A 25,179-nucleotide genomic window follows, 5' to 3' on the forward strand; every position below is an offset into this window, starting at 1 on the left:
TAGCCTTAAAAGGCCTTGTCATATTTACTCCATGTCATTGTTTGTGTATTTTTCATTTGTTAATTTAATACATAATGGAAATACAAAGATGACGCATTTTAAAGCTGATGGTTTAACCAATAAGCTATCCACCCATTTTGGTAATGTTCCAATCCCGTCTCGAATGTTAAATCTCCGACGGCTTAATTCGGGACTGCCCATCCCTAAATTTGCCACATGGGAAGGGGATAAACCAAACTTGACGGTTATGAACCGTGACTTCTTTGGCACTGCATTGCGCAATAAACTGTGTTGGATCTGCGGCCAAAAAATGGGCCGTTTCGCGTCTTTTGTCGGAGGGCCAAAATCGACGGCCAGCAAGTGTTTTGTTGAACCTCCCATGCACCGTGACTGTGCCGAATTCGCTATGCAGGTTTGCCCCTATCTTGTTACCGGCAATAACGAACGGAAAAACAAATTAACCCCCTTAGAAGAAAAACAGCACCGATCGGCTGGTACGGATCCAGACAACACGATTATCTTTGGGATGTCGATCAGTAATGATTGGCACTTCATTTCAGGAGAAAACTGCTTTTTCCTGAAAAATGTAGCTGAAGTTATCTGGTGGAAGCACGGCAAACTCGCCTCCAGCAAAGAGGCAGAGAAGGCGGTGCTGGAAGGTGAGCAAGCGGTTCAAGCCGCGATGAAGGAGATGCAGTCACTTACCAGAAGTCGGAGATTGAAAAAATATCCCGACTTAGACCTCGGTCGCGCTGTCTGGTCCCCAAAGCGCCCTATCAACGGAAAAATTTAGATGATCGGCTGCAAAAATAATGGCGAGAGGCAAGATGTGTATTTGGCCTCTCGATCAGTCCCCAAATCATCAAAACGTATGCAAATACTTCAACAATGGCACGGCCGGGTCACCTTAATTTCTTCCGTTGGTTTTCTGGCCAGATTGATCGATTTGACCTCCGGGGATGACAAGGAAAGTTCTGAGGTTGAATTTTTCTGGCATCATTTAAGCCCGGAAAATCGCCAAAGTGTCTGCCTTGGCACAACCTTCAAATGGCTAATTGGCTACAAAACTAACGACGGCACAACCCGCCGCTTCAGCGAGATAAAGCTAGATCGTCCCGGATGCTGGAAAGGGGATGATTTTAAAAAAGCCGATGCTTGTGCCGATAAACTGTCTCAGGGGATTAAATGGGATTAATTTTCTTTGTGCCCTCCCCTCTCAGACCTAGCCACATACTTAACTTCGGCTCTTTTCGATCTCTACAATCCTTAATGGACCGCCAATGAACTACGGGAATTTCACACCTGGTTTTATAGATGCACTCGCCAAAATCATCGGCAATCGGAGCGTGCTGGAAGTTTATGCCGGGAATGGCTTCCTCGCAAAGTCTTTGCGAGAAAGAGGCGTTCAGATCTACCCAACAAGCTTATTTTCTAGCCATGATGGACATCAGCTCGGCATGTATTGTGAAGTGGCTGAATCAAGTTCATTTGAAGCCGTTTATAGGCAAGGAGATCAATTTGACGTTCTATTGATGTCCTGGCCCATCACTGATTTCTCTACATTCTTTTGCTCCAAAGCCTGGCTCGGAAAAGAACAAATCAGCCGCCCTATTATTTTTATCGGCGAATTGCCGGGATCATTGCTTGGGCACTCAACCATGCTTTCAGGTTGCGCTTGTGACAATTTTTTCGCCTCAATCGCCGATATGACACTGATTGAGGAATATGAGCCGAGAAATATCCTTGACCGTGCCGCTATATTAAAAGTCTCAAAAGAGAAAGTGGCAGATCAGGAGAAACTCCTATTCAGAGGCACTGCTCAACGCAATCGCGCATTGCAGGAAGGCTAGAGAACATGGGAAGATTTGGCACTATAATCATTGCAGCCGGCATAGCCGGTATTGTCACTCAGGCCGCCTGCCTCACTCTTGCTGGCAACCCCATAACAGACAGCCAGAAGGCAGAGCGTATTCGCAAGATCTACAGCAATGAAATCACACCTACTACCTCCGACTACAGGCTCTTGCGGCAAGACATTAACCGCGCTCTTGCGGCTTACCCTGAAGTTCCATCAGACAAATTGCTTCATACACACTCAATCCAAGCAGACGTTGAAAGCCGGGTTCCATGCAGCATGAATACCTCCGGTAATAGTTATGGAGAACAGATTGGAACAGCCTGTTATCTGGATGGCCCAGAAACCGAATGGTTTGTAAGAGACGAATTCCCTAAACGAGCCACAGCGCAACAGACCAAGGCTTTTCTTGCCGAAAAGAAAGCCAGTCAAGACATTGAAAATAAAATGCACTCCCAGATAGCATGGGTGCATAGTAGCCCCACTTATGCACTGGAAGTGGAATGTCTAAAATCTGTCTGCACCGTCACTGAATCCCCTCAGGAAATGAATAATAGCCTCGTCTACACATTTCCTTTTATTCCCTCTGAATGGACGCAGGATCCCATCACCATGGATCAGATACGTTCCCTCCCCTCTTTTGGCAAAAGCTCTAGAAAGGAGGTTGCTGGGAACAACAAAGTTGAAATCTCAAATTCATTGGATGCGGATGATCATGGTCAAGCATTTTAGAGAAAAATAGTCCCGCGATTTAGAGCAACTTCTTGGGCTGAAGGACGAGGCTTTAGGAGAGTCTTTGCTGCACTCATAAAAGGCCTTGTTTCTCTTAATTCTGATTTTTAGGCTTGTAGAATAGTCCATATCCTACAGGCCTATTAATGCAGTTCTCATGCTACGCATGGCGCGTAAATATCGACACTACCAATGGCGCCTGATCAGTTGGTTTCAGCCGCTAGGGCCGCGGAAATGCTCGGCGTTTCTGCATCAACCATTAGGAATTGGACGAAAGCAGGATATCTAATCCAAAGGCCTAATGGCCCTGCATTAACCTACAAAAAGTCAGATATCCTAACACTTCAGAATAATCTCTTATCTGGCAGGCTTTCTAAACTCCAATCGAGATCGAATAGATCATTTGACAAAAGCCTCCCATCAATCTCCACGGGATATATTCAAGACAAAGAACTGGTGGCTTCAGCTTCCGCTATTTTGCGCAATTTCCAGCCTCAATCATATGACGAGGTATCATGCATTTTATTCCTGGCAGCATTAAACATTCTCCAAGCAAGAGGAGAAATGTCAGGTGAAATTAATGCTCATTCCCTCAAAAAAATGGCCAAGTTCGAGTGGAAACGTCGATGTATTAAAGAAGAAATGACTGAATGGCTTCATGACTTCGGATACGACACGCTTCTTCGCTTACCAGGTGAATTTTTCAATATTGAATTTGATAGGTTGAAATTAGGAGCCTCTGACACTGATGACATTCTTGGCTTCCTCTACCAAGCTTTAACCCGTGAGGGCGAGAAATCAATATCTGGAGCATATTATACGCCTACTGAGCTGGTTAGAAGCAGCCTTGCTTGGATCAAATCACAGAATGAGGTTATTTCGGGCTATTTAGATCCGTGTTGCGGATCTGGGCAGTTTCTACTTCGCGCAATACCATTGTTAGGATTGCCGCCAGAAAGGATATACGGTTTTGACAAGGACCCTATTGCAGTAAAAGTGGCACGATTAAATATTCTGATCTCCAACACAAAAATGACCGAAAAACCTCATATTTATCGTCATGATTTCCTTCACGATAATTTAGATTTCACTTTTTACGACCAAATTTCGGCCATAGCCACGAACCCGCCTTGGGGTGCAATAAAAACAACTCAAATTTCTCACAACTTATCTCTGGAAGTCTCATCAGGGGAGACATTTTCGCTTTTCATTGCTCAAGCCTTAAAAAAGGCCCCTGCTGGAACCTTTTTGTCGTTCATTCTGCCTGAATCAATCCTGAATATTAAAATGCATTCTGATATTCGAACAATCATATTGGCCAATTCAAAAATCGAACACATTCACTTACTTGGAAAGCCTTTCCCCAATGTCTTTACTAATGTGATAAGATTGGATTTAGTTAAAACAAATACAGACATAGGATCAAATCATTCTGTCAAAATAAATAATGGATCTTCTATACATTCTATTCGCCAAAACTATTTCCAGAATGATGAAATAAAATCTTTCAACACCATTATAAGAGATAACGACCTAGACCTTTTCAGACATTTATTCGAGAGATCTGAAGGGGATCTCAAAGGCAAGGTAGAATGGGCTATGGGGATTGTCACTGGGAACAATAAAAGGTTCCTATCCTCTCAGAAAAAAGATGGGATGGAAGAAATTTTAAAGGGAAGTGACATATTCCATTACTCTCATGCCGCTCCATGTAATTATATACGTTTCGACCGTGAGAATTTACAGCAAGTTGCAAAAGACAAGTATATCAGAGCTCCTGAGAAACTTATTTATAGGTTTATCTCTAAAAATCTCGTATTCGCATATGACAATCAGATGATGCTCACGCTTAACAGCGCCAACATTTTAATCCCTACGAAGAAATTAGGTTTTTCATTAAAAACTTTACTGGCGATCCTTAACTCGAACATTTGTCAGTTTATCTATCTTCTAAAATACCCAACACTAAAAGTATTGAAGGGGAATGTCGAAAGCCTTCCTTTGCCAGAGATTACAGAAAAATGTGATCACACGCTTTCTGTTTTGGCTGGCCAGGCGATAGATGGAGATAAAAAATCCATCTCACTCATTAATGAGGGGCTCTATAGTCTGTACGATCTTAACTCCTGCCAAATAGATCATGTCCGAAATACCATCCTAAGATATAGTTGATCACCCCCCGCCACTCGTGACGCACCAACCGGAGAGAGCATGTCTATCACGCACATCACATTCAGCTCTCAAAACTGGGCTGAAAAGCATCATAAGGGATTTGATAAGATTGTATCGGTGTATGAACAGGGCGCGCGCCGGCCACGTTTTGGGAATAGATCACCTGGATCAATCTTATACAAAAACATACCGGATCAGGATTTCTACTTCCAGCCTGAGGCTTCATATCCTAGCACGCAGGATATCACCTCTTTCCTCTTGTTCTGCACATCTGCATCACCAAAATCCATTCTAATCCACTGCAAGATGGGCGTTGCAAGATCGGCCGCGCTTGCTGCTATCCTCTTGGCTTACCTACAACCTAATATTTCAACCGAAACAATATTCAGAAGCCTTCCTAATTACCGTGCCGGGCGGCCGAATGATGTCTACCCTACACGAACCTTACTTGCCCCAGCTCAGGAAGCTATCCAACGCCCGGATCTTCTTTCAAATGCCTATAGGACCTTCAAATCTGCCATAGGCTATGACAGGATGAAGCTCCATGCCCATCTAGCTGGCTTGCCGCCTATAGAAACGGCTAATTTATTATCGCGCCGCCTTAAGGAAAATCCTGGCCTGGCACCATTCTTTGTGTCTCAGCGATACATAGCCGAGACATCTCTCTGATAGGAGTTTGGCTCACTCATGTCCGAAAATAAATCATCACAGTCTGTGGTTAATCCAGCGAATGAGGCAGGAGAAGATTCAGACTTTTTCCCGCAAACATCAAAAATTATCCGCGAGAACATGGAAGAAAAAGCCGAACTGGAATGCGATGATGGAGATGCTATTAACGGAGCCTTTTTTCTCGACAACGATGGTGATGATTAACCCCTTTAAGTAAGTATTCCAAGAGAGATGGCGCACTCATGATCAGATTTTCCTCCTCCGTCACCGATCTAAAAAAACTGCCAGAAACAGCAGACAAGCCCATCTCTCTTCTAGAAGCGGGGCTCAAGGCCGCCGCCCCCATGACACAAATCCATGGATGGGCGAAAGACCCCTACTGGGGCGACAAAATCGTTGAAAACCGGATCATTGGTTACATCACAATCGATGCTGATGATCTTGCAGTACTTCGCTGGTCAGAGATTTTTCAGCCGATCGCAGAAATCGGCTGCACCGACTTCCACGCTTCCCTCACTCTATATGACGCCCAGGGTGTCTGGGCTGGATATGAGCTAACCGGCCAACCCGATCATTTGGGTCCACAACTAGAATTAGGTGAAATCGATCCCAGTGACCTCCGCCTCAGGCGTCACAACTTGACCATCGGCCTTAGTCTGCCCCTTAAATAAAATACAAGGGACAAAAAACATGACAGGACATGGCCAGCAACCTCGTATTTTTATTCGTCCAGTAGCCCGTATTCAGAATTGCCAAGACATAAATGATTTCAGGCGTGCATCGGCACAGTTGCGTCCAATCAATGGAGATTGCGTTTTATCCATTCCTGTTGCGAATGATGACACTCTCGAAGAAACACGTAATATCTTGATAAACGTCCTAAAGATTAAACGGGGCTGGGGCCGCCTGAATAGTCTTAACAGTGACTCCCAAAAGCCATACGAAGTCTCTGACATCATTTCAGCAGCAGAATTCTTCATCCCAGAGGGAGATAATAACTCTCTATTCGATAGCGAAGCATCTCCTTACAACCGCAAAGATTGCTTCTCACCAACGACCTGGCTAGTCCAGTTAATTCCTTTAGACAATTCAATGTCACGCCTAGATTTGTATGGTGAGATCCTAGAAAGAATTAAGGATGGAGAATTTGATCTGGTGACGGAGGGATTGATTCCTAAGGGCTTCATCAAGGAAACCGACATCTGCTACAAATACTGTGATGGCGCACTTTTCCGAACAGAATCCCAAGCGCAGAATAAAGATTATCCAGAGGGTGCGGGCCAGATCGTCAATATTAACGATCTGCTTGAAGAAAATAAGCGAATTTATGAAAATCACTGGCCACCTGAATCTTCTTCATCAGAATATTACTAGCGTGGTTTTTTAAGACAGAAGAGAGATCAACATGATCAAGCTTTCAGGCGAAAAACTGCATGAGATCCTAAGGCCAATTCGAGAGCATCTTGAAGGCATCTGGCAAAACTACCGTTTTGAGAACGATATGCCAGACACCGATATAGTATCTGAAGGCATGTGTGTCTTGACCTCCAGAACTCTCTTATATCTTTTCAACAAGTTGGGACACGGAGATTGGTATATAGAAGGCGGCTCTCCTGATTTTGGGGCCGGATATCAACCTACTGGAGATGAGGAGTTGTACTGGCACACATGGATCACCAATGGTGAATTAATTATCGATATGACTGCCGATCAGTTTGGTATGAGCTCGCCAGAGATTCTGATTGCAGAAGACAATGATCCGCGGTTCCACACATCAGAAGCAGCCAGAGACGATATGCGGAATTATGGTGATGTGGAAAGTGATATGTTTTTGGCGAGGATGTGGGCGGAAAGCATTCTGGAAAACCTAAGCCTTCCAGAATTGCAGGCTGATCGACACTTTGAGCATGGACCTGATGTTAGGTGAAGCTGAAAGTTGTGCAATTAGATCTTACCGTACCGCTGACACCAGAAGTCATACGCTGCTTTGGTATAATCGGCGTTTTCAGCGCTGGTAAATAGGAAATTAAGTTCTGTTGATATTTGATCCCAATGCCGAGGCGATATGAAATAACTCTGAAATTTATCATGCTGATCTGGTCGATCATACATTTTAAGCTCTATGTTTGTGCCATTAGAAACCCATTTAGCACCTAGCCATTTACCATTTAAATCCCCCGTATGATAAACGCTAACCCTCTCTAAAATGGCCTGAAATTCGCAAATTCGATGTATTCCGCAAATAACCAGAGTATTATCATCGTCCCCTATCTGTAGGGCAAGTTTAAAATCATCAGGTTTTATGTTGGGGGAAATATCTGAAATCAGACGTACAGTAGCTGTCCCAATGGGCGGAATGACTGTGGGCGCAGCTTTCGTTATTTCAATATCTACTTCTGAAATGTCTTTATCTTTAATAGGACGGAGAGATGGTAGACCTGCGCCACCAAATGATGTTGAAAATCCTCTGACGGCCGCGAGAAAGAAAACATCAAAGAATTTCATGGCGTCAACAATGAAGCCACCCCAGGCACCCATCTTCGCTGACTCTTTCAGGAAGCCAAGAAGCTTATCAAGGGATTCACTCTTTTCCCCGGAATCTGTAGGCGGATATGCAGCACCCGGTGCGAGGATTTTACATGAAGTGATCAGGTCAGAGGCACATTGCCGGATAGCATTTATCGTTTCCAAGGAGGCAATAGGCGGATGTGATTCAGCAGAGAGAGCATCACGCACCCAAGCGATTAGAAATGCCCACTGATCCTGACTAATAAGCCGAGCTGTTTTTGCGGTTTTGTAAATTGAAATAAGTCGATGAGCCTGACGGACGCAGGTATCACCCTTTCGGAACTTATTGTCCCATTTTGTATCTTTAATGGCCATATTTTTTTCTCATCCAACAAATGTAGTTTGTGCTCAATAGATTAAACAAACCTTTCCATTATGTCGATAAGCCTTGTTATTTTTCATTCAATAGCGATTATTCCTTATCAAATAACCTAAAGGCCTTGTTAGAAATCTTTCGTTCATAGTATCCAATGAAAATCACGAATTAGGGCTTCCATAATGGAAAATAAGGTTGATGTTCTTGGCTGTTCACGTCATGTTCTGCCCGCCAAGGCAGAATTGAAATGAGAGACAAGGCCTGAACGAAGTGACCTGAATAGATATTCACCTGATCTCGCGATAATTTTCCGCGAGAGAACTACACTATCTAATCAACTGCGATGACTATTTATCTTAATAAATGGTCGGGAAAAGCAAAATCCGGGGTATCAATGACTAACAAAGTGCCGACACCTGCAACCGATTATGATGATTATGATGAAAGCAGCATTCAGGCGCTGAAAGGCCTTGAGGCAGTTAAACTCCGACCTGGCATGTACATCGGCGATACAGACGATGGCAGCGGCCTTCATCATATGGTCTTCGAAATTGCCGATAACTCCGTTGACGAAGCTCAGGTCGGATATGCGGACAAGGTTGATATCTCTCTCAATGCTGATGGATCTGTAACAGTCGTAGATAACGGGCGCGGTATTCCGTTTGGCATCCATCCTGAAGAAGGCATTTCAACGTTAGAGGTCATATTCACGAAACTTCATGCTGGCGGCAAGTTCAACCAGAACGCCTATAAAACCTCCGGCGGTTTGCATGGTGTTGGTTCTGCAGTTGTTAACGCTCTCTCCTCCACACTTACAGTTGAAGTGTGGCGCCGCGGCCAGCGCGCCACTGTGACCTTCCATGGTGGCGATGCTGTTGCCCCCACATCAGTCGTTGATGCACCAGAAACGGAGGGCACATCTGGCACAAAAGTTACCTTTACCCCCTCCAGAACAACCTTTTCATCGGTTGTTTTTGATTTTAAACGCCTTGAGAGGCGCTTCAGAGAGCTTTCTTTCCTTAACCCAGGCGTGGCAATCAATCTCTCCGATCTCCGCGGCGAAAATCCCATTGAGCGGCATTTTCTCTCCACAGGTGGTGTGACTGAGTTTGTCAGATATACTGACGATGAAAATGGTCAGGAACCCATTATCAAGGAGCCTATTTCAGCAAAAGGTATCCGGCCCACAAAGCAGGGTGATCGTGATATCGAAGTTGAAATTGACGTTGCCTTTGAATGGAATTCTGGGCACCACGAAACTGTGCTGGCCTTCACAAACAACATCAGACAAAAAGGTGGTGAGGGCTCACAAGGAACGCATGTTGCTGGCTTTCGCCAGGCCATCTCACGAGGCCTTTTAAGCTACATTCAAGCCAATTCCGCCGGCAAGTCAACGGGGGATGCCAGCCAGATCTCCGCCGAAGATTTCCGGGAAGGACTAACTGGCGTCGTTGCTATCAAGATGCCGGATCCGAAATTTTCGTCCCAGACGAAAGAAAAGTTGATCTCCAGTGAAGCACAAAACCCTGTCTATACCCAGGTTCTTGAATCCTTCACTATCTGGCTGGACGAAAACCCTGCCCAGGCCAAGGCCATAATCTCAAAAGCTGAAGAAGCTTGCAAAGCGCGCTTGGCCGCCAAAAGGGCACGCGAGAGCGTACGGAAAAAGGGATCAATCGGTGTAGCAAACCTGCCCGGCAAGCTGGCTGACTGCCAGACCAAAGATCCCGACAAAGCCGAATTGTTTATTGTCGAAGGTGACTCCGCTGGCGGTTCAGCGAAACAAGGCCGCGACAGGCAGTTTCAGGCCGTTCTTCCCCTGCGAGGCAAGGTTCTCAATGTTGAGTCTTCCACGCTGGACAGGATCGTGAAAAGTGAGCAGATCGGCACTCTGATGAGCGCCCTAGGGTGCACTTTTGACACTGATGAAAATGATCGGATCACCTTCGTCGTGAAGAAGTTGCGCTACAAACGCATCATCATCATGACCGATGCTGACGTCGATGGAGAGCATATCCGCACCCTCCTCTTCACTTTCTTCTACAACTGCTACCCTGAATTTATTGAAAATGGGTACATTTATGTCGCTCAGGCGCCCCTGTATCGGATTAAGAAGGGGAAAAAGGATCGCTACGTTCGCGATGATGCAGAATTGAACGATTACTTGATTTCTGAGGGCGTTGACGACTGCACATTAGTCACACGTGATGGAAAGCGCATACAGGGCGTAGAACTGGTTTCAACTGTTAAACGTGCGCTTTGGCTCGGATCAATGATCAGCCAGGCAGATGAGCCTATTCGCGTCCCTGCTTTAACCACATGCCTTGTTCTCGCTGGCGGTTGGGATCCTGCAGCTTTCAATGATCCTGAAAAAATGAAGGTCGTAATTGAGAGCGTGTGCTCTGAAATGCCACGGCGTCTTGGCGATGAACGGATTAAATTTACAGGTTCGCTAGAAAACGGAGAACTCCATTTCAACTGGGTGCGCAGAAATGTCAGCCGGAGCGCCACAGTTTCACCTATCGTGATGAACACTCTTGCCGGCCAGAACCTGGCTGCGGCGAAAGATGAAATCCTTGCGTTGTATGGCCCAGGAGAGAAAGGCACATCTTCATTCTTGGAGATCCACACCAAGACAGGCGAACTGGAAGAAAAGATCCCTCTCCATACGCCCTTTGATCTTTCTTCAGCTATCCTGAAAAGAGGCCAGATCGGCACCAAGATCAGCCGCTTCAAAGGGCTTGGTGAGATGAATTATGAAGATCTCGCCAAAACCACAATGAATCCTGAAACGAGAACTCTAGTTCGCCTGAAAATCGATGATGATGTTGAGACGGCAAGTCTCGTATCTCGCCTGATGGGCAGTGCGCCAGCTAAGCGTAAAGAATTCATCGAAGAAGGTGCTGATCGCGCCATCCTTGATCTTGGCGACGGCGGCAATGGCTGAATGAACTGGCCCGGCCTCATTTATGAGGCCTGAAGACAACCATTTGACACGACAATCGGACGGCACAAGAGAATGAGCGATACAGAAAACACAGGCGATGGTATCGAGAACACAGAAATCGGAACCGAAATTGAGGTTCTGGAAGATGTTGTGGACACTGCTTCTGAAACAGACAGCGGGGAAGATAGCCTTGCAGATGAAGTGGTGGGGAAAGCGATCGGTGATGTTCGGGAAATCCCGATGGCCGAAACTATGTCAGAGTCATATCTGAACTACGCGCTTTCGGTTATTATGTCTCGCGCGCTGCCTGATGTGCGCGATGGCTTAAAGCCCGTGCATCGCCGGGTCGTTTACGGCGCTTCAGCACATTCTAAGGGCATGGTAAAATCAGCCCGTATCGTCGGTGACGTGATGGGTAAATATCACCCACATGGCGACGTTTCTATTTATGAATCTCTAGTCCGAATGGCTCGTAGTTGGACTATGAGATTCCCTCTTATCCTTGGGCAGGGGAATTTCGGCTCGCGTGACGGGGACTCTCCTGCCGCCATGCGTTACACGGAAGCTCAACTGCGCAAGCAGGCCTCCCTCGCATTGATGAAGGATGTCGAACTCGATACAGTAGATTTTAACCCCAACTATGACGGTTCTGAAATAGAGCCCTCCGTCCTGCCGGCCAGAATTCCCCTTCTCCTTATCAATGGTGTGGAGGGCATTGCTGTCGGATTTGCCTCCAGCATCCCTCCGCACAACCCTGAGGAAGTGGTCAAAGCCACGATCGAAGTCATCCGTAATCCTGATGTCACCGGCTCAGAATTACGACAGATTATGCCCGGCCCTGATTTTCCTACGGGCGCCATTTCAGTTGACAATGGTGGTTACGCCAAGGCCTTTGAGACAGGCAAGGGCTCTGTTCATATGGTCGGAACCTATGAGATCAAGAGCTTTGAAAGCGGCAAAAAGGCTGGGCGCCAACAAGTCATCATTACTTCCCTTCCATATGAGGTGAACAAAGCGAAGCTTGTCGCCCATATCAACGAATTGAAGAATGCCAAAGGCGACCTCTCCTATGGCTTCAATGATATTGCTGAAGTGCGGGATGAAAGCGCCAAGGAAGATATACGGATTGTCCTTGATCTGAAGAAAGGGGCAAATACCGACCTGATCATTAAAAATCTATCCTCACGGACTGCCTTCGCTACAAACTTTAACTACAATATGGTGGTACGCACGCCATCTGGGAAACCCCAACTCCTTGGCGTACGCCAGATCATTGACGCTTTTATTGACTTCAGACGCGAAGTCCTTTGGCGGCGGACAAACTGCCTGCTGGAGAAGGAAAGAAAGCGCCTTCGGACACTCACCGGTCTTTTTGCCGCACGCACTCAGATCAGGGATGTCGTCAAGATCATCCAGGACAGTGAAGATTCTCCGTCCGCCAAATTGGCTCTTCAGGAGATGAATTTCCCTGTGGAAAGTGAACTGGCCAAATACCTGAAAGAGGTTGAGCCAGATGATGAACTGCCTAAGGTATTTCACCTTACTGCCGAGCAAGCACAATCCATTCTGGATATGCGCCTCAGCAATCTCACCAAACTTCAGTTGAATGAAATCTCTGAAGAAGCGATCAAGCTGCGCGAAGCTATGCAGAGCAACCTCCATCTTCTGGCAGATAAATCAGCTATGGATGAGTTGATGATCGCTGAGATGGAAGAATTCATGGCTGGGTATGGCGCATGCCCGCGACTGACAACTATTGAGCGCGGCGTAGATGAGGTCGAGGATTACCAGCTCTTGCCGAATATCCCAGTTGTTCTGTCTGTCACTCAGAGGGCATATGTAAAGATTACTGAGGTAAATGAATTTCAGGAGCAGGCCCGCGGCGGAACAGGACGGAAAGCTGGCCCAGTGCCCCGCGATGAAGATTATGTTGCTCACGCCATGCCCTGCATGACGCACGACATGATCACATTCTTCACTTCATTCGGTATGGCCTATGCTGTCAGGGCAGAAAAATTCCCGATGGACGGGAATAAATCACCGGGCAGACCAATCATTAACTACGGTGTAGAGCTGAAGGAAGGCGAAAAGATAACTGCCGTTATCAAGATGCCGGCCACAGCGGAAGAGGCTGAGCAAAAATTCCTGATGTTTGTTACTGAAGACGGCAATGTCAGACGTAACAGGATGTCTGATTTTATGAACATCAATCGGGGCGGCAAAATCGCCATGAAGCCACTTGAAGAAGGTGGTGAGGTGAAGATCCTTGCGGTTCTCACCTGTGAGGCAGATAAGGAAGACCTCATTCTTGCTTCAAGCTCAGGCCGAGCTGCGCGTTTGCAGATCAACGATAAGAATGTTCGCATCTTTGCCAGCCGCAACTCCGTGGGCTCCCGCGGCATCAAGCTTGGCCCAAATGAGCGGTGTGTGAGCGCATGTATTGTCCCGCATTATGATGCGGAAAGCATGGAGTGTAAGGCATATCTGGCCGGAGGGGAGAAACTCTTCCCTGGGCGCGATGGGGAGCCTGATGTCACAATTAAATTGACCCCTGAACAGATGCAGCAAATGGCTGCGGCTGAAAAGACGCTCATTACTGTCTCCGAGAAGGGCATAGGCAAGAGGTTCTCAAGCTATGAGGTGAGAACTGTTGCTCGTGGGGGCAAAGGGGTAAATATCGGTACATTCACCCTCGCCACAGGTGGTCTTGCTGGGCTGCTTTCTGTTGATGATGGTGACGGACTGCTTCTGGTCACGAATAAAGGGATGGCTGTACGCACCGGTTGTGGCGGGATTGGTAAGGCGAAAACCAGTCGCACATCCAAAGGGGTAAAACTCTTGAAGATTAAACCCGGAGATAGCGTGGCATCTGTCTGCGTTCTCAAACCAACTACAGAAGATGAATTTGTCGATAATGATCTTGAAGAGCAGGATGAAGATGATATCGACAGCGATGTCGCCGATGAGAGCTCTTTAGAGCATGGAAATGAAGATGATGAATCGCAGGAAGATGTGAACCATCAGACTGAAGAAGACTAAACCTTATAGCCAAAGGCCTTATCCCTTACCTTGAAAGGACGGGAGAAGGCCTTTGGAAGCGTTATCTGGCACTCGTTACGTTGAAATTCTCCCTATCCTTCAGACTCCGAACAGATCGGACGAAGTGACGAATGCGCCAATTCCCGTCAAACAGCCAACACAGGACAAAAACCATGCGACACATTCTGTTTTACACAAGCTTTATTCTCCTCGGCCTCTCAGCATATCCAGCCATTGCCATGCCAACAAACCCGGCAATCGCACAAACCAAACAGACCAGCAAACCGGACAATCGCGCAGAAAATCCATTCATGATCCCTATTGGCACCGACGAAAAAACACACCAGTCCGGCTACCTCTCCATAGATCCCGAAAATTCCTCAGAACGCTCCGCCCGTGCTGCTTCAGCATTTGCCGAACAATACGGAATGTACACTGGCCCAGAAGCGCTCGCGTCCTTCACCATCTCCATCCAAGAGCAGAACAAACCAAACGAGAAACCCGATACGATCCGGTTCTCCACGACAGAAACCATCGGAGGGTTAACTGCGCAAAAACCTGCTCAGGTCTATCTCTTCCACTCCACTCCCTATATCGGGTCATTACGCGAAGACGTCTCCACAGTCATTGTGCCCATGACGGAAACCACTGGTAACGCAGAAAGTGCTTACGTCTTCGGCAGCGCCGACCATCCAATGCTCGCGGTAAGCCTCCAACAACTCAACACCACCATGACGCCATTTTTCGTCAAAACAGGAAAGTATATCGATCTTCCAACCAGAACCGCGTTCTATCGCCAGTTTGTCCTGCCTTTTGATCCCAAAAGCAAAAATGCGACAACATCATTTTCAGAAAATGGCAAAACCTACAGTATCACGCTGACCCAGGCAGAACTCACACCGATGCATCAGAAGCTCTAAACCTTATAGCCAAACGCCTTCTCCCTTACCTTCAAAGGGCGGGAGAAGGCCTGGCACTTCCTTTTAGCGTACCACTATAGATTGATGGCTGGGGAATGGATTAAAGCAGAATTCCTATTCCCTCTTGAGGCAATCAGACTTAAACTTTTAACTCGATCTCAAACCGTAATTGCAAAAAATCATATTCAGTTTTGAGATTGCATCATCCATCCAGACTCAAAACTTGTTAGAACGGAACAATGCCTAATATTCAGAAGAGCTTTAAAGAAAGTGCTTTTCAGATCCCAGAAGACATTATCAGCAACAAGAAAAGGCCAGAAAGCACTGTTATCGCGATGATATTATCCCGATCGGATGCTCTCGATATCGCTCGTCATGTTTTGGAGATCGAGGCTTACAGGGACCCTATTGACGGTGAAGATTTTGAGTTGCGTGATATTTCCATTGGTTTGGCAGTAATAGCGATCAGGCTTTCCGATCTTAGCTCAGAGGTCGAAAATGCTTTGATGGAAGCCGTAAAAGATGCCACTCAATCAGGATTGATGCAGGCTGTTCTGATCTACAATCTCATTGAAGAAGTGTTCCGACTGGACTTTTACCCCTCTTCAATCGATCCCGATATCAGGAGCACATATATCAGGGAGGAGGAAGAGAAAGCTATAAAACGGGTTTCTGATCAGAAGGATAATATTGTCCCAGCAATAACGCTGGCCCAAACCATAGATACATTGCCCAAGATGGAATTGGTTAAAAACCCGATAAATGTTAACAGAATGCTTGGCTTCATAAGAGAGGGTGCTGCAAAGGCTATATTTCTGTGCAAGCCAGACAGACAACCCGTTGTTGATCTTTTAATCGCCGAAGAATGTTCAGACGCGGTCTCACGATAACCATTCATTGAAGTAGGGTATTTTGAAATGGACGCATTTGTTAGACAGGATGATTTAGAAGGCCTAACAGATTTTCTAGGCCGAATGCCATGGTCAAAAAAAAAAGGCCTTACTAATAGCTGTAAGTCTTCACCAGGGTCAGAAAGATCGCGGAGGAAAGCCTTATATTGATCATTTGCAATATGTAGCTGAAAATTCATGTACTATCCGAAAATCAATTTTCCTTACTGAATCATCGCCAACGCAGATTGTAGATCAATATGCTGTGGGCGTACTCCATGACTCCTTAGAGGATGTCACAATCATTATGCGCACTGGCTCAACACATGACGGGAAGAAAGAGTTTTTACCATTAAATGCCAAACACCTGATTAAAATGGGGGTTCCTGATCGTGTTGTGAGAGCTATTGAACTGCTCACAAAAAACAAGAACGAAGTGAACCTTTCTCGCGAAGTAGATAAGTCAACTCCTGAATCTTCTTGGGAAGCTTACAAGCCCCAAATAATGCCGCTTCTTGCCCCTGACAGCGATGTTTCCAGAGAAAGCCAAATACTAGGAATTTGTGCCAAGATTGCTGACAACCGTCACAATGCTGATTTTACGCGGCTCCCTCGGAAAGCTCACTTCCTTCCTTCCACAATGATTAGATGCGCAACTTATGGAATGTCTGCTGCAGCACTAATTTGTCGAGCTTATGAACTCGAACGTGAACCAATAAATTAATTGGCCTCTTTGTTCTGTACCCACCACCCACCCTCAATGTCGTGCATAAAGGTGGGTCACTTTTCTTTCTCCGCGATTTCGCCTTTAATTTCACAAGACCATATCTTGCGAAAAAGCAATTTAAGGCCTATTTCTCCTCCAGATTGATACAAATTTAGCCTTATAATTTATCTGGAAGACATGAAAATGGCTGACAAAGACAAAAAGCCAGACTTATCCATTATCGAGATAGCCTTATCAGTTCTATCTTTTGGTGGAGGCTTGGCGCTGGGATTATTTGTGATACCACCTGCCCTTCATTTTGCTGTTGGGGATAAGAACCCCAGCCAAAACTATTTAACAGCAAAATCACCCGCCCATTCATATTCCATTGCAAATAAGCCTATATCGGATCGAGCATCATCATCGCCGGAAGGTGGAAACCTTCTATCTAAAAATGACGAAGATATGGTTTACATGCTCTACAGCCAGATTGATAATGATTTAATTGATGATTTTTAACCTTACTCTTTGCCCCCCCTCAGTGACGGGTCTTTACAGCCTATCTATTAAGAATCATGAATGATTGTGCACTTCACGTTTCGCCCAAAAGGCGATAGAAAACCATAAGATGGTTTTTAAACGGAGGTGCGTAGCTTTAATTTGATCAGCTTCTTTCATCCAATAACCTAAGGCCAGAATATGACCTTTCGAGATATCATATCAAAAATATTTACCCCTCTTCGTCAGAGTGCTTCTCCAAGCCTTATTAAGTTAATTGAACATACTAATATCGTTGCTGAAGCTGGTGAGATCCTTCATCACCTACTCACCTCGGACCCATCTGATCGTGAGATACTCCATGATAAAATTGTGTTTCTGGAAAAGAAGGCCGATGACATCCAACGTGAGGGTGTCGATATAATCTATAATGCCTTTTTCCTTCCAATAGACAGAAGCATGCTGCTTAGGGCATTCGAGATTTCTGATGATATCGCCGATGTAATCAGAAAGACCTCTTACGAGCTCACAAAAAGCCAACAGCCAGCAACAGAATATAACCTCATAGCTGCTTTGGCCATCAAAGATGAAACCAAACTCATGGCGCAATTAGCCACGCTCATGAGTTCTATGGAGAAGAACCGTTCAGAAATTAGGAAAACAATTTCACAAATTCATTATCATGAAAAAGAGGCAGATAGGGCATATCGTGATACCTTTGAGGCCCATTTCGATCCAGCCAAGATATCAGGCACAAGCCAAAATGCTATCTCTGTGATGCTCGACATGCGTATTACAGAGAAACTGGAGGCGATTGCAGATAAATGTGAGGACTTCGCACATGAATGTGCACGGATCCTTTCAGATTACGTCTGAGGCAAAAGAGGTATGTCGTTATGCTGAGCATATTTCTTATCGTCCTGATCGCTCTTTTCTTTGATTATACAAATGGTCGGCATGACTCTGCCCTGATCACCGGCCCCGTCATTTCTACAGGGACACTTTCGCCTCGCATCGCCACGATATTCGCTGCGCTATGCACATTCTCTGCCTGCCTAATCTTTGGTTTGCACGTCTCAAATACATTAGGACATGGCTTAGTGAACCCTCAGGCGGTCACACCTCTCACTATAGCCGTAACTCTCCTGGCTGCAGCGATCTGGAATCTCCTTGCACAAAAAACAGGAGTGCCGACTAGCAGTTCCCACGCATTGATTGGCGCATTGGTCGGAGCTGTAACGTTCAGTGCCGGCCCATCTAACGTCATTATGTCAGGCCTTACCCCTGTAATGACAGCTATCGTTGTAGCTCCACTGCTGGGGTTTATCGGAGGCATCATTCTCACAGCAGTCTGCGCAAAACTCCTAAAGAATGCCGCCTCACCCCGCCTCAACAACCTTTTCAGGCCACTGCAAATCCTATCGTGTGGATTGTTGGCTTTGGCCCATGGAGGAAATGACGCCCAGAAAACAATGGGTATCATCACGCTCACACTCGCATCTGCACATTACCTCCCTTCTGGTCAAACCCCACTTTGGGTCATCCTTTCATGTCAAAGTGCAATCACAATTGGTACGATGGCACCTCAATCAGGCAAAATGTTTAGAGCCGTCAGCCAGGGGATCACTAGAATTCGCCCATGGCAAGGCGCATCGGCCCAAGGGGCAGCCGGCCTTGTGCTATCTCTTGCCACCCTTTTAGGTATACCGGTGTCATCAACACATGTTCAGACTGGAGCATTGGCTGGAGTTGGCGCTATTCAAAGCGTAGGCCGAGTGCGATGGGGCACAATCACACGCATGGCGGCATCATGGATTATCACCTTACCAGCGGCTGCTCTGATGTCAGGAGCGATCATGACCCTCACATCGGCCCTCTCGACCCTTTTTCACTAAATCCTCACCTCACTGCCGTACAGGCAGCTTAAAAAGTAGATGGGACACATAAATCGGCACAATCTGGACAACTGCCGTACAGGCAGCATGCCCATCCTCCTCATATTACCTTTGCCCGCAAATGGCGACTTCTGAGAATGAATCAACACAAGTAGAGGAATGGAAGGAAGCTCAATGCCCCCCCAAATAAGGCCACACTTAGCCAATGATCCATGGAGACCACTAATGGACTGGCCAGAGAGCGCCACAGTTCAATGGGGAAGATCGGGCATCGTTCTAAGTGCTACAAAAAAATCATATGAGACCGCTTTCTTTGAAGCCTTCCCAAATGATGGGTCCGCCGGGTTCATACGCGGAGAAGGCAAAACATTGGAGGAAGCAGAGGGCGCCGCTTTTGGAAGTTGGCAAAAATACAGAAAATGCATTGAGGCTGGAGGGCACTACTGGGGCAGATTGCGTGAAAGAAAGGCCAAAAATGCAAAACCATATCTTAATGGAGGATGCTTTTGTCGGGGTTGCGGTAGTTTTCAGACAGCCATGAAGCCGATTGTGCGCCTCGGAAAATGGCGAGACCCGCTGACGGAACTGGATCTGGATTCAATATCCAGTGGTTATGCTGGTACCAATGACCAATACGGGCGCACCCTTTTTTTGAAAGGAAGGGCAGCGGGTATCAACATTCCACCCCCTCCTAATTTAAATGGCCTTCCAAAGGATAAAATAAGAGAAATATCTGCGATGTACCAAAGCGGATGCGAAAAAGCAGTTAAAGATTTTTGGGTGGAAAACAGAAAAAGAATTCTTTCCAAGAGCCAGACAACAGGAGGCATAGGCCTATTATTGTCCGATATCTGTATTCGCTCTCTTGATAATCTGGTTTCTCGGAATACCCAAAATAATTTCCCTACCTAGCAACCAGTGCAATGTGGAGTTAGGGATTAGGCAAAATACGTTTTTAGAAAGGCCTTTATGACCAGTTGGCTATTCCATTTTCTCGTGATTATATAATGCAATATATTGATTCTTAATTGTTTGTGCTAAATGATCCTGGTAAGGATATTTTAGATCATCGTGGTGCATCAGAATAGAATTAACAAGGACTATTGAATTGGGCGAACCTTCATCAAATACATGGCCTGATCCACAGCATGTTGGAATACCTCCATTCCCCATGGAAAGCAGGTCACATTGGTTAAAGCCAATAGGTGAAAATACTGGCTTTCCTGCATAATGCCTGCATAATGGGTTGAAGAATATTCCTGTTCGCGGTATGTTCTCCTGATGCAGACGGTGAGTATTCCTTACAAAGCTTCGACGGAAGGACGTTCCGTCCTGACGCGGTGGCGTCAGGGATACGGTGCGATTGTGCGCAGCGCCTGTCAGGCCCTACGCCGTGATCCCAGCACACCGCTGAAAGTCCTGACCAGTGCGCTGTATGATCGACACAGAAGTAACGGCATTGACCACTGGCTGGCGCATTGCGCCGTCCTTGAAGCCGCCGCATTGCCGAATAAATCCATCGTCTTCGGCGGAAAGAAGAACCTTCTGCGCAGGCAGAAGGGGCTGATCAGCAATACCGAATGGAAAACCATGAGGCTCCGCCCCATGACGTCCATCGGCGTGAGAAACTTTAACGGAAACCGGCATTTCCGTCTTTCGGAGAATGGCCGGGTATGCACACTCACTGTGCATAAAGTCCCGGTCACGCTGACCCTGCCGGAAATGCATGGGACATGGGGGAAACTGATCCGCGCGCTGACGATCGTCGCGCCAGACAAGGAAGTCTCGATCCAGTTCCGCATCGATAATTCTCACCTCCATCTCACGTTCAATGAGATGGACCTGCGCCGGCTGGCGCCAGGCGAAACGCTGACACTGGCAAGAGATCGCGAACTGGTAGCATCGGGCCGCCGGGCGCGCGGAAGAGGCCGCGGACCCGGATACGTCGCGCCTCGACCGAAGACCCCGGCCGCTGACCGGCCGGTTCATCCCCAGTGGCTGGCCCCGGTGCCAGCCGCACCGGGACGATGCGTCGGCATCGACCTCAACCCGAACTTCATCGGTCTGACCGTGCTGGAGAACCGGGGAAACCCGAACGACCTGTCGGACTGCCGCGTTCTCGCCGGTCACTGCATCACGCTGGATATTCCGGCCAGCGCGTCAGACGACGCCACCCGCGAGGTTCTGTCCCGCGCCGCGGGACATGCCGTGCGTCTCGCACGGGCATGGAACGCAGGGCTGATCACGCTGGAGCATGGTCTGGGGAAACTCCGCTCACGCACGAAAAACCATGCCGTAAACCGGACCATCAATTTCTGGGGCAGGACGATCATCCTCGCCAGTCTGACCCGCAGGGCCGGACTGGCCGGGGTGAGCGTCTCAACCGTCCCGGCGGCTTACAGCAGCACAATCGGGAATATGGTCTTCGACCTTCCCGATCCATGTGCCGCAGCCGCAGAAATCGCACGGCGGGGCCTCGCCCGCGCCAGCGACAGAGAGTCAGGCATTCTCCCGGACTACGATCCGGCTCTGATCCAGCCGCATGACCTATGGAAGGATCGTGCGACTGAACAGGGTCTTCTGCCCGATTTCGGGCGGGTCGGAAGCTGGGTTGAGTGCCACGGGGAAATCAAAACGGCGCAGATCGCGCTGTCCCGCCTGAATAGGCGTGACGCACGTGTTGGCTACCGCCGTCCACTCCCCCGGCCCACGGATGTAACCCATCCGTGGTCAGTGGTTGGCCTCGGACGTCACAAAACGCCCGGAATGGTCATGAAAATCCCGGTCGTAATGGGAAAGATGGATACTCCATCAACCCAATATGCCAGATAGCCAAATAAGATGAACAAATACCCTGATTCATACCTTCTTGATGCACTAGACAGACATGCACTGAATCTATCTCCCACTATATCCGGTTACGGAGCTGTAGCACCAGATGGTCGGGACTTCTGGGGAAAGGACATAAGAGCGTGTCTAAATTCAGCGGTTAGTGCGCTAGAATGTGACAAAGAGAACACCTTCCAAGGCTTTTCAAAAGGCGAAAAGGTGATGATTTCTCCTCCTTGTACCCCTCAGATAATTTCTTATGGAGGAGCAAGAGAAGGTTTCCCTGCAAACACAGTAGGGAAAACTGGTCTGATTTCATCTTTTGATCGGAAAACTCTGTCACTCAAAACTGTATGCGTCACTATCGATGGCCAGTCTTACTGGGGGAACCATTCCGAAATTAAGAAGGTACAGGACAATGCCTGATACGATTAAAGACGACACAATTTTTCATCAGTTGGATGCCTTGTCGATCAAGTTGCAAGCTTTATCGATCATGCGGTTACTTGACGGCACATTATCCGATGCGGGTAAAACTTCAATAATAGCCAATGCTCTAGAACAGGCAGAAAATTCAGGACGAAAATCTGCCATCGCAGAACTGGAGCAGAACGGCAGCAGAAACGTAAATGGTGGGATTGATAGGCTGGATCAAGCCGAACTTAGTGCCCTTCTACGCCAGGCACACTTTAAGCGCGATCTGGATATGATACTGGCTATTGGCCTGTGCATGAAACGCAAAAAAATGAAGATAGAAAAACCCAACCCTTTCAGAATGCAGTCCCGTCAAAAAACGGAACAATGAGATCAGGAAATCCATAAATTATGTCTGTTTTCGTTGATGATGTTCGGCATCGTTTTGGCAGAATGATCATGTGCCATATGTGGGCAGATAGCCAAGATGAACTACTCTTGGCGGCCGCACGCATAGGAATCAACAGGCGATGGTTACAAATGCCGCCCAAGGCATCTTGGGTTCATTTTGATATATCCCTTTCAAAGAAAGAGTTGGCTATTCGAAATGGTGCCATTTTGACTGACAAATATGGTCCAGTTGAATTCCTGACCAAGCAAAGAATTGCCATACTAGAGCACTCAGAACTCTCGCAGACAGGTGACATTAAGCATAGAATTAAAAAATTATACGAAAAACTAAGGCAAATCGAACTCATCCGCGCTCATTCAAAATCAACAGCCAAAGAAAATGAGGATCTTCACATGCCAGCACAACGCTCTTTCTTCTGAGCAGTGCTAATAGGGTTAAAATCTTAGCCCACTATAAGGTGAGTTTTGCGTATGTGTTCCCGCTGAGAACACACTATAAACGGTGCATCGACCTTTCCCGTTGACATTCTCCCCGCCCTAAAGGACGGGGCTTTACGACTCATCCGGTAAAAATGAACAGCCACAATGCTCTATTGGGCAGGCTTAATTCCTTATCCTGGCCAGTAAGATGTGTCAGCACTCCCCTTTTCTCTCATGCATCATCAAATGCTAAATCATGTGAGACCTACGATAAATGCGCAGAAAGACCTGTCATGTCTGACCTTCTAGCTTCGCCCACAAAAGACGAGGAATCTCAATTCCTGTATGGTGAATGTCATGTGCTTGCTGTGGCTTTGCATAGGAAGTATGGATGGCCATTGCTTGTTGTAGAATGTTATGATGAGCCGTATTGGGTGGATCCCGAAGATCCAGATAATACACTCCCTTCAATTTTCCATGTTTATGCGCTTGACGAAACAAGTGGTCTAGCATGGGACATTAGGGGAGCTCGACCAGAAAATGAGGTCATTCAAGATGTGGCCCAAGTGTTTGACACGGACGCATTAAGCCTCTCGACTGACACTCTATACTCTGAAGAAGAATTGAAAAATCTTGTCGGATATTGGGCTGACGATGGTGATGAGCCGATAGACCGGCCTCTTTCAGAATACGATGACAACGATGTTAGAGAAGCCCGCATTACCATTGAGGGTCTTTTGGCCCCAATTATTCAGCAGGCACACAATATCCGTTGCGAATGCTCCCCCTAACGGAAGATCTGTGCACTACGGCAACGGAAATGTGGTCACATTCACTCACCCCACCCTCAATGACGGGGCACTTGGCATGTGGACTGCGGCGAGACGCTCAGCTTCAGCGAAGGCCAAATCCCGCGTTTTGAAAGGCCCAATATCATTCTCTTTCAGATCGGGCAGCCACATAGGCAGGAAGTACCATCCTCCAGCTCGATAACTGACAGGGCTGCGAACTGATCCAACCCTTGGCGAATAAAACCAACCCCTATCAATCCCATCTCTCTGCCAGTCAATAGAAATTTTCTTTCTGGAGGTAGTAGGCATTTTTCGAAATCCATTTTGGTTAATATTCGTTCAGTATATCATTTAACATTATTTTTATTCAACCAAACACTTCCATGGCCCAACCATTGTTAGTGGCAAGACCTCTTGTTCTTCCCCGGTAAATATTTTTCGGTTGACTGTGGATATTGTGATAATCCGCATTTGGTTTGGTGCACCTTCTGTGCGTTTTTTATCCCAAATACGCGCTAGTTCCGGTTGAATGGGAACCCAAAGCCTTAAACCTTTGGATGCTCTCTCGCCATTCTCTTTGAGAACACCATCTGAGGAGAATGCCAGCCATGGCATATTTTTGGACATTCTAACAAACCCAGCGTATTCCCAACCGGGAGCCAGAAACGCAGGCAAGTCCTGATCTTGCACTCCGAACTCTACAGTTTCACCGTCATCACCAATCGTAAAACGTTTCGAAATTGCCGGAGTTACATAGATAACATCATAGTCATGTTTTTTAATAACGGTTAATCCTGACATTTTATCTAGGCCTGCAAGCCATATGACTAAAGGATTATCGATATCATTGCCTTCAAGGGAAGCATTAGTCCTTACCCTTGGCATAAAGCGTACAGTTGGACGATAAGTGTCGCGAGAAGGATTGGGCGCCTCATAATTCTTTAGAGCAGCTTCAACGTAATTTTCTGCCACACCCATTTTCCTTGCTTCAGTCTAAATTAGTTATGCATTTCTGCCATTTATGGCGTGATGTTCAGTTTTTCCTGCGTACAGCAAATCTCGTTCGCTACACTGTTTCATATCATTCACGAACGCTAGGCAAGAACA

General features: G+C 46.9%; 25 protein-coding genes. 23 read left to right on the forward strand and 2 right to left on the reverse strand.

Annotated features, from left to right (window positions below; all coding sequences use genetic code 11):
• Positions 1-88: 88 nt before the first annotated feature.
• The 10 genes from FCN51_RS01130 (at position 89) to FCN51_RS01175 (ending at position 7,355) form a co-directional block, all read left to right on the forward strand.
• Complete coding sequence (locus FCN51_RS01130; RefSeq protein WP_160256095.1) at positions 89-793, forward strand: hypothetical protein; 705 nt, start codon at positions 89-91, stop codon at positions 791-793.
• On the forward strand, positions 794-1,195 hold the full coding sequence (locus FCN51_RS01135; RefSeq protein WP_160256096.1) for a hypothetical protein: 402 nt from the start codon (positions 794-796) through the stop codon (positions 1,193-1,195).
• An 85-nt stretch (positions 1,196-1,280) separates the two neighbouring features.
• Positions 1,281-1,850, forward strand: coding sequence for a hypothetical protein (locus tag FCN51_RS01140; RefSeq protein ID WP_124297914.1), 570 nt, complete (start codon positions 1,281-1,283; stop codon positions 1,848-1,850).
• A 5-nt stretch (positions 1,851-1,855) separates the two neighbouring features.
• A complete protein-coding gene (locus tag FCN51_RS01145) occupies positions 1,856-2,587 on the forward strand; it encodes a hypothetical protein (RefSeq protein ID WP_160256097.1) in 732 nt (243 codons plus the stop codon).
• A 234-nt stretch (positions 2,588-2,821) separates the two neighbouring features.
• Entirely contained in the window at positions 2,822-4,759 is a 1,938-nt protein-coding gene (locus tag FCN51_RS01150; RefSeq protein ID WP_236661123.1) for a TaqI-like C-terminal specificity domain-containing protein, read from the forward strand.
• A gap of 39 nt (positions 4,760-4,798) precedes the next feature.
• Positions 4,799-5,428 (forward strand): dual specificity protein phosphatase family protein, encoded by a 630-nt coding sequence (locus FCN51_RS01155; protein WP_160256099.1) that lies wholly within the window; start codon positions 4,799-4,801, stop codon positions 5,426-5,428.
• Between the two features lie 18 nt (positions 5,429-5,446).
• On the forward strand, positions 5,447-5,632 hold the full coding sequence (locus FCN51_RS01160; protein ID WP_160256100.1) for a hypothetical protein: 186 nt from the start codon (positions 5,447-5,449) through the stop codon (positions 5,630-5,632).
• Positions 5,633-5,670: 38 nt separating this feature from the next.
• Positions 5,671-6,099, forward strand: a complete 429-nt coding sequence (locus FCN51_RS01165; RefSeq protein WP_160256101.1) for a hypothetical protein — start codon at positions 5,671-5,673, stop codon at positions 6,097-6,099.
• Between the two features lie 19 nt (positions 6,100-6,118).
• Positions 6,119-6,802 carry a hypothetical protein gene (locus FCN51_RS01170; RefSeq protein ID WP_160256102.1) on the forward strand — a complete coding sequence of 228 codons (684 nt, stop codon included), beginning with the start codon at positions 6,119-6,121 and terminating at the stop codon, positions 6,800-6,802.
• A gap of 31 nt (positions 6,803-6,833) precedes the next feature.
• On the forward strand, positions 6,834-7,355 hold the full coding sequence (locus FCN51_RS01175; protein WP_160256103.1) for a hypothetical protein: 522 nt from the start codon (positions 6,834-6,836) through the stop codon (positions 7,353-7,355).
• Positions 7,356-7,372: 17 nt separating this feature from the next.
• On the opposite strand, the gene FCN51_RS01180 is transcribed toward FCN51_RS01175, so the two are convergent.
• A complete protein-coding gene (locus FCN51_RS01180; protein WP_160256104.1) occupies positions 7,373-8,311 on the reverse strand; it encodes a hypothetical protein in 939 nt (312 codons plus the stop codon).
• A 395-nt stretch (positions 8,312-8,706) separates the two neighbouring features.
• Between FCN51_RS01180 and FCN51_RS01185 the strand changes: the two genes are divergently transcribed.
• The 13 genes from FCN51_RS01185 (at position 8,707) to FCN51_RS01245 (ending at position 24,072) form a co-directional block, all read left to right on the forward strand.
• The gene (locus FCN51_RS01185; RefSeq protein ID WP_160256105.1) at positions 8,707-11,259 is read left to right on the forward strand and encodes a DNA gyrase subunit B; all 2,553 of its coding nucleotides are present in this window, start codon (positions 8,707-8,709) and stop codon (positions 11,257-11,259) included.
• Between the two features lie 72 nt (positions 11,260-11,331).
• Positions 11,332-14,298 (forward strand): DNA gyrase/topoisomerase IV subunit A, encoded by a 2,967-nt coding sequence (locus FCN51_RS01190; RefSeq protein ID WP_160256106.1) that lies wholly within the window; start codon positions 11,332-11,334, stop codon positions 14,296-14,298.
• A gap of 173 nt (positions 14,299-14,471) precedes the next feature.
• Positions 14,472-15,218, forward strand: a complete 747-nt coding sequence (locus tag FCN51_RS01195) for a hypothetical protein (protein ID WP_160256107.1) — start codon at positions 14,472-14,474, stop codon at positions 15,216-15,218.
• A 239-nt stretch (positions 15,219-15,457) separates the two neighbouring features.
• A complete protein-coding gene (locus FCN51_RS01200; RefSeq protein WP_160256108.1) occupies positions 15,458-16,108 on the forward strand; it encodes a hypothetical protein in 651 nt (216 codons plus the stop codon).
• A 307-nt stretch (positions 16,109-16,415) separates the two neighbouring features.
• Positions 16,416-16,832, forward strand: coding sequence for a hypothetical protein (locus tag FCN51_RS01205; protein ID WP_160256109.1), 417 nt, complete (start codon positions 16,416-16,418; stop codon positions 16,830-16,832).
• A gap of 186 nt (positions 16,833-17,018) precedes the next feature.
• Positions 17,019-17,333, forward strand: coding sequence for a hypothetical protein (locus FCN51_RS01210; RefSeq protein WP_160256110.1), 315 nt, complete (start codon positions 17,019-17,021; stop codon positions 17,331-17,333).
• A gap of 180 nt (positions 17,334-17,513) precedes the next feature.
• The gene (locus FCN51_RS01215; RefSeq protein ID WP_160256111.1) at positions 17,514-18,188 is read left to right on the forward strand and encodes a DUF47 domain-containing protein; all 675 of its coding nucleotides are present in this window, start codon (positions 17,514-17,516) and stop codon (positions 18,186-18,188) included.
• Between the two features lie 20 nt (positions 18,189-18,208).
• Complete coding sequence (locus tag FCN51_RS01220; RefSeq protein ID WP_236661125.1) at positions 18,209-19,207, forward strand: inorganic phosphate transporter; 999 nt, start codon at positions 18,209-18,211, stop codon at positions 19,205-19,207.
• Between the two features lie 225 nt (positions 19,208-19,432).
• Positions 19,433-20,119 (forward strand): hypothetical protein, encoded by a 687-nt coding sequence (locus FCN51_RS01225; RefSeq protein ID WP_160256113.1) that lies wholly within the window; start codon positions 19,433-19,435, stop codon positions 20,117-20,119.
• A gap of 369 nt (positions 20,120-20,488) precedes the next feature.
• Positions 20,489-22,039, forward strand: a complete 1,551-nt coding sequence (locus tag FCN51_RS01230) for a hypothetical protein (RefSeq protein ID WP_160256114.1) — start codon at positions 20,489-20,491, stop codon at positions 22,037-22,039.
• 415 nt (positions 22,040-22,454) lie between these two features.
• Positions 22,455-22,841: a hypothetical protein gene (locus FCN51_RS01235; protein ID WP_160256115.1), complete on the forward strand. Its 387-nt coding sequence runs from the start codon at positions 22,455-22,457 to the stop codon at positions 22,839-22,841.
• A 20-nt stretch (positions 22,842-22,861) separates the two neighbouring features.
• Entirely contained in the window at positions 22,862-23,281 is a 420-nt protein-coding gene (locus FCN51_RS01240) for a DUF4031 domain-containing protein (RefSeq protein WP_160256116.1), read from the forward strand.
• A 293-nt stretch (positions 23,282-23,574) separates the two neighbouring features.
• Positions 23,575-24,072, forward strand: coding sequence for a hypothetical protein (locus FCN51_RS01245; protein WP_099542245.1), 498 nt, complete (start codon positions 23,575-23,577; stop codon positions 24,070-24,072).
• A 363-nt stretch (positions 24,073-24,435) separates the two neighbouring features.
• Here FCN51_RS01245 and FCN51_RS01250 read toward each other — a convergent pair whose 3' ends face one another.
• Positions 24,436-25,044 carry a hypothetical protein gene (locus FCN51_RS01250; protein ID WP_124297736.1) on the reverse strand — a complete coding sequence of 203 codons (609 nt, stop codon included), beginning with the start codon at positions 25,042-25,044 and terminating at the stop codon, positions 24,436-24,438.
• Positions 25,045-25,179: the final 135 nt, after the last annotated feature.

The sequence above is a fragment of the Acetobacter pasteurianus genome, assembly GCF_009914215.2.
GTDB lineage: Bacteria > Pseudomonadota > Alphaproteobacteria > Acetobacterales > Acetobacteraceae > Acetobacter > Acetobacter pasteurianus.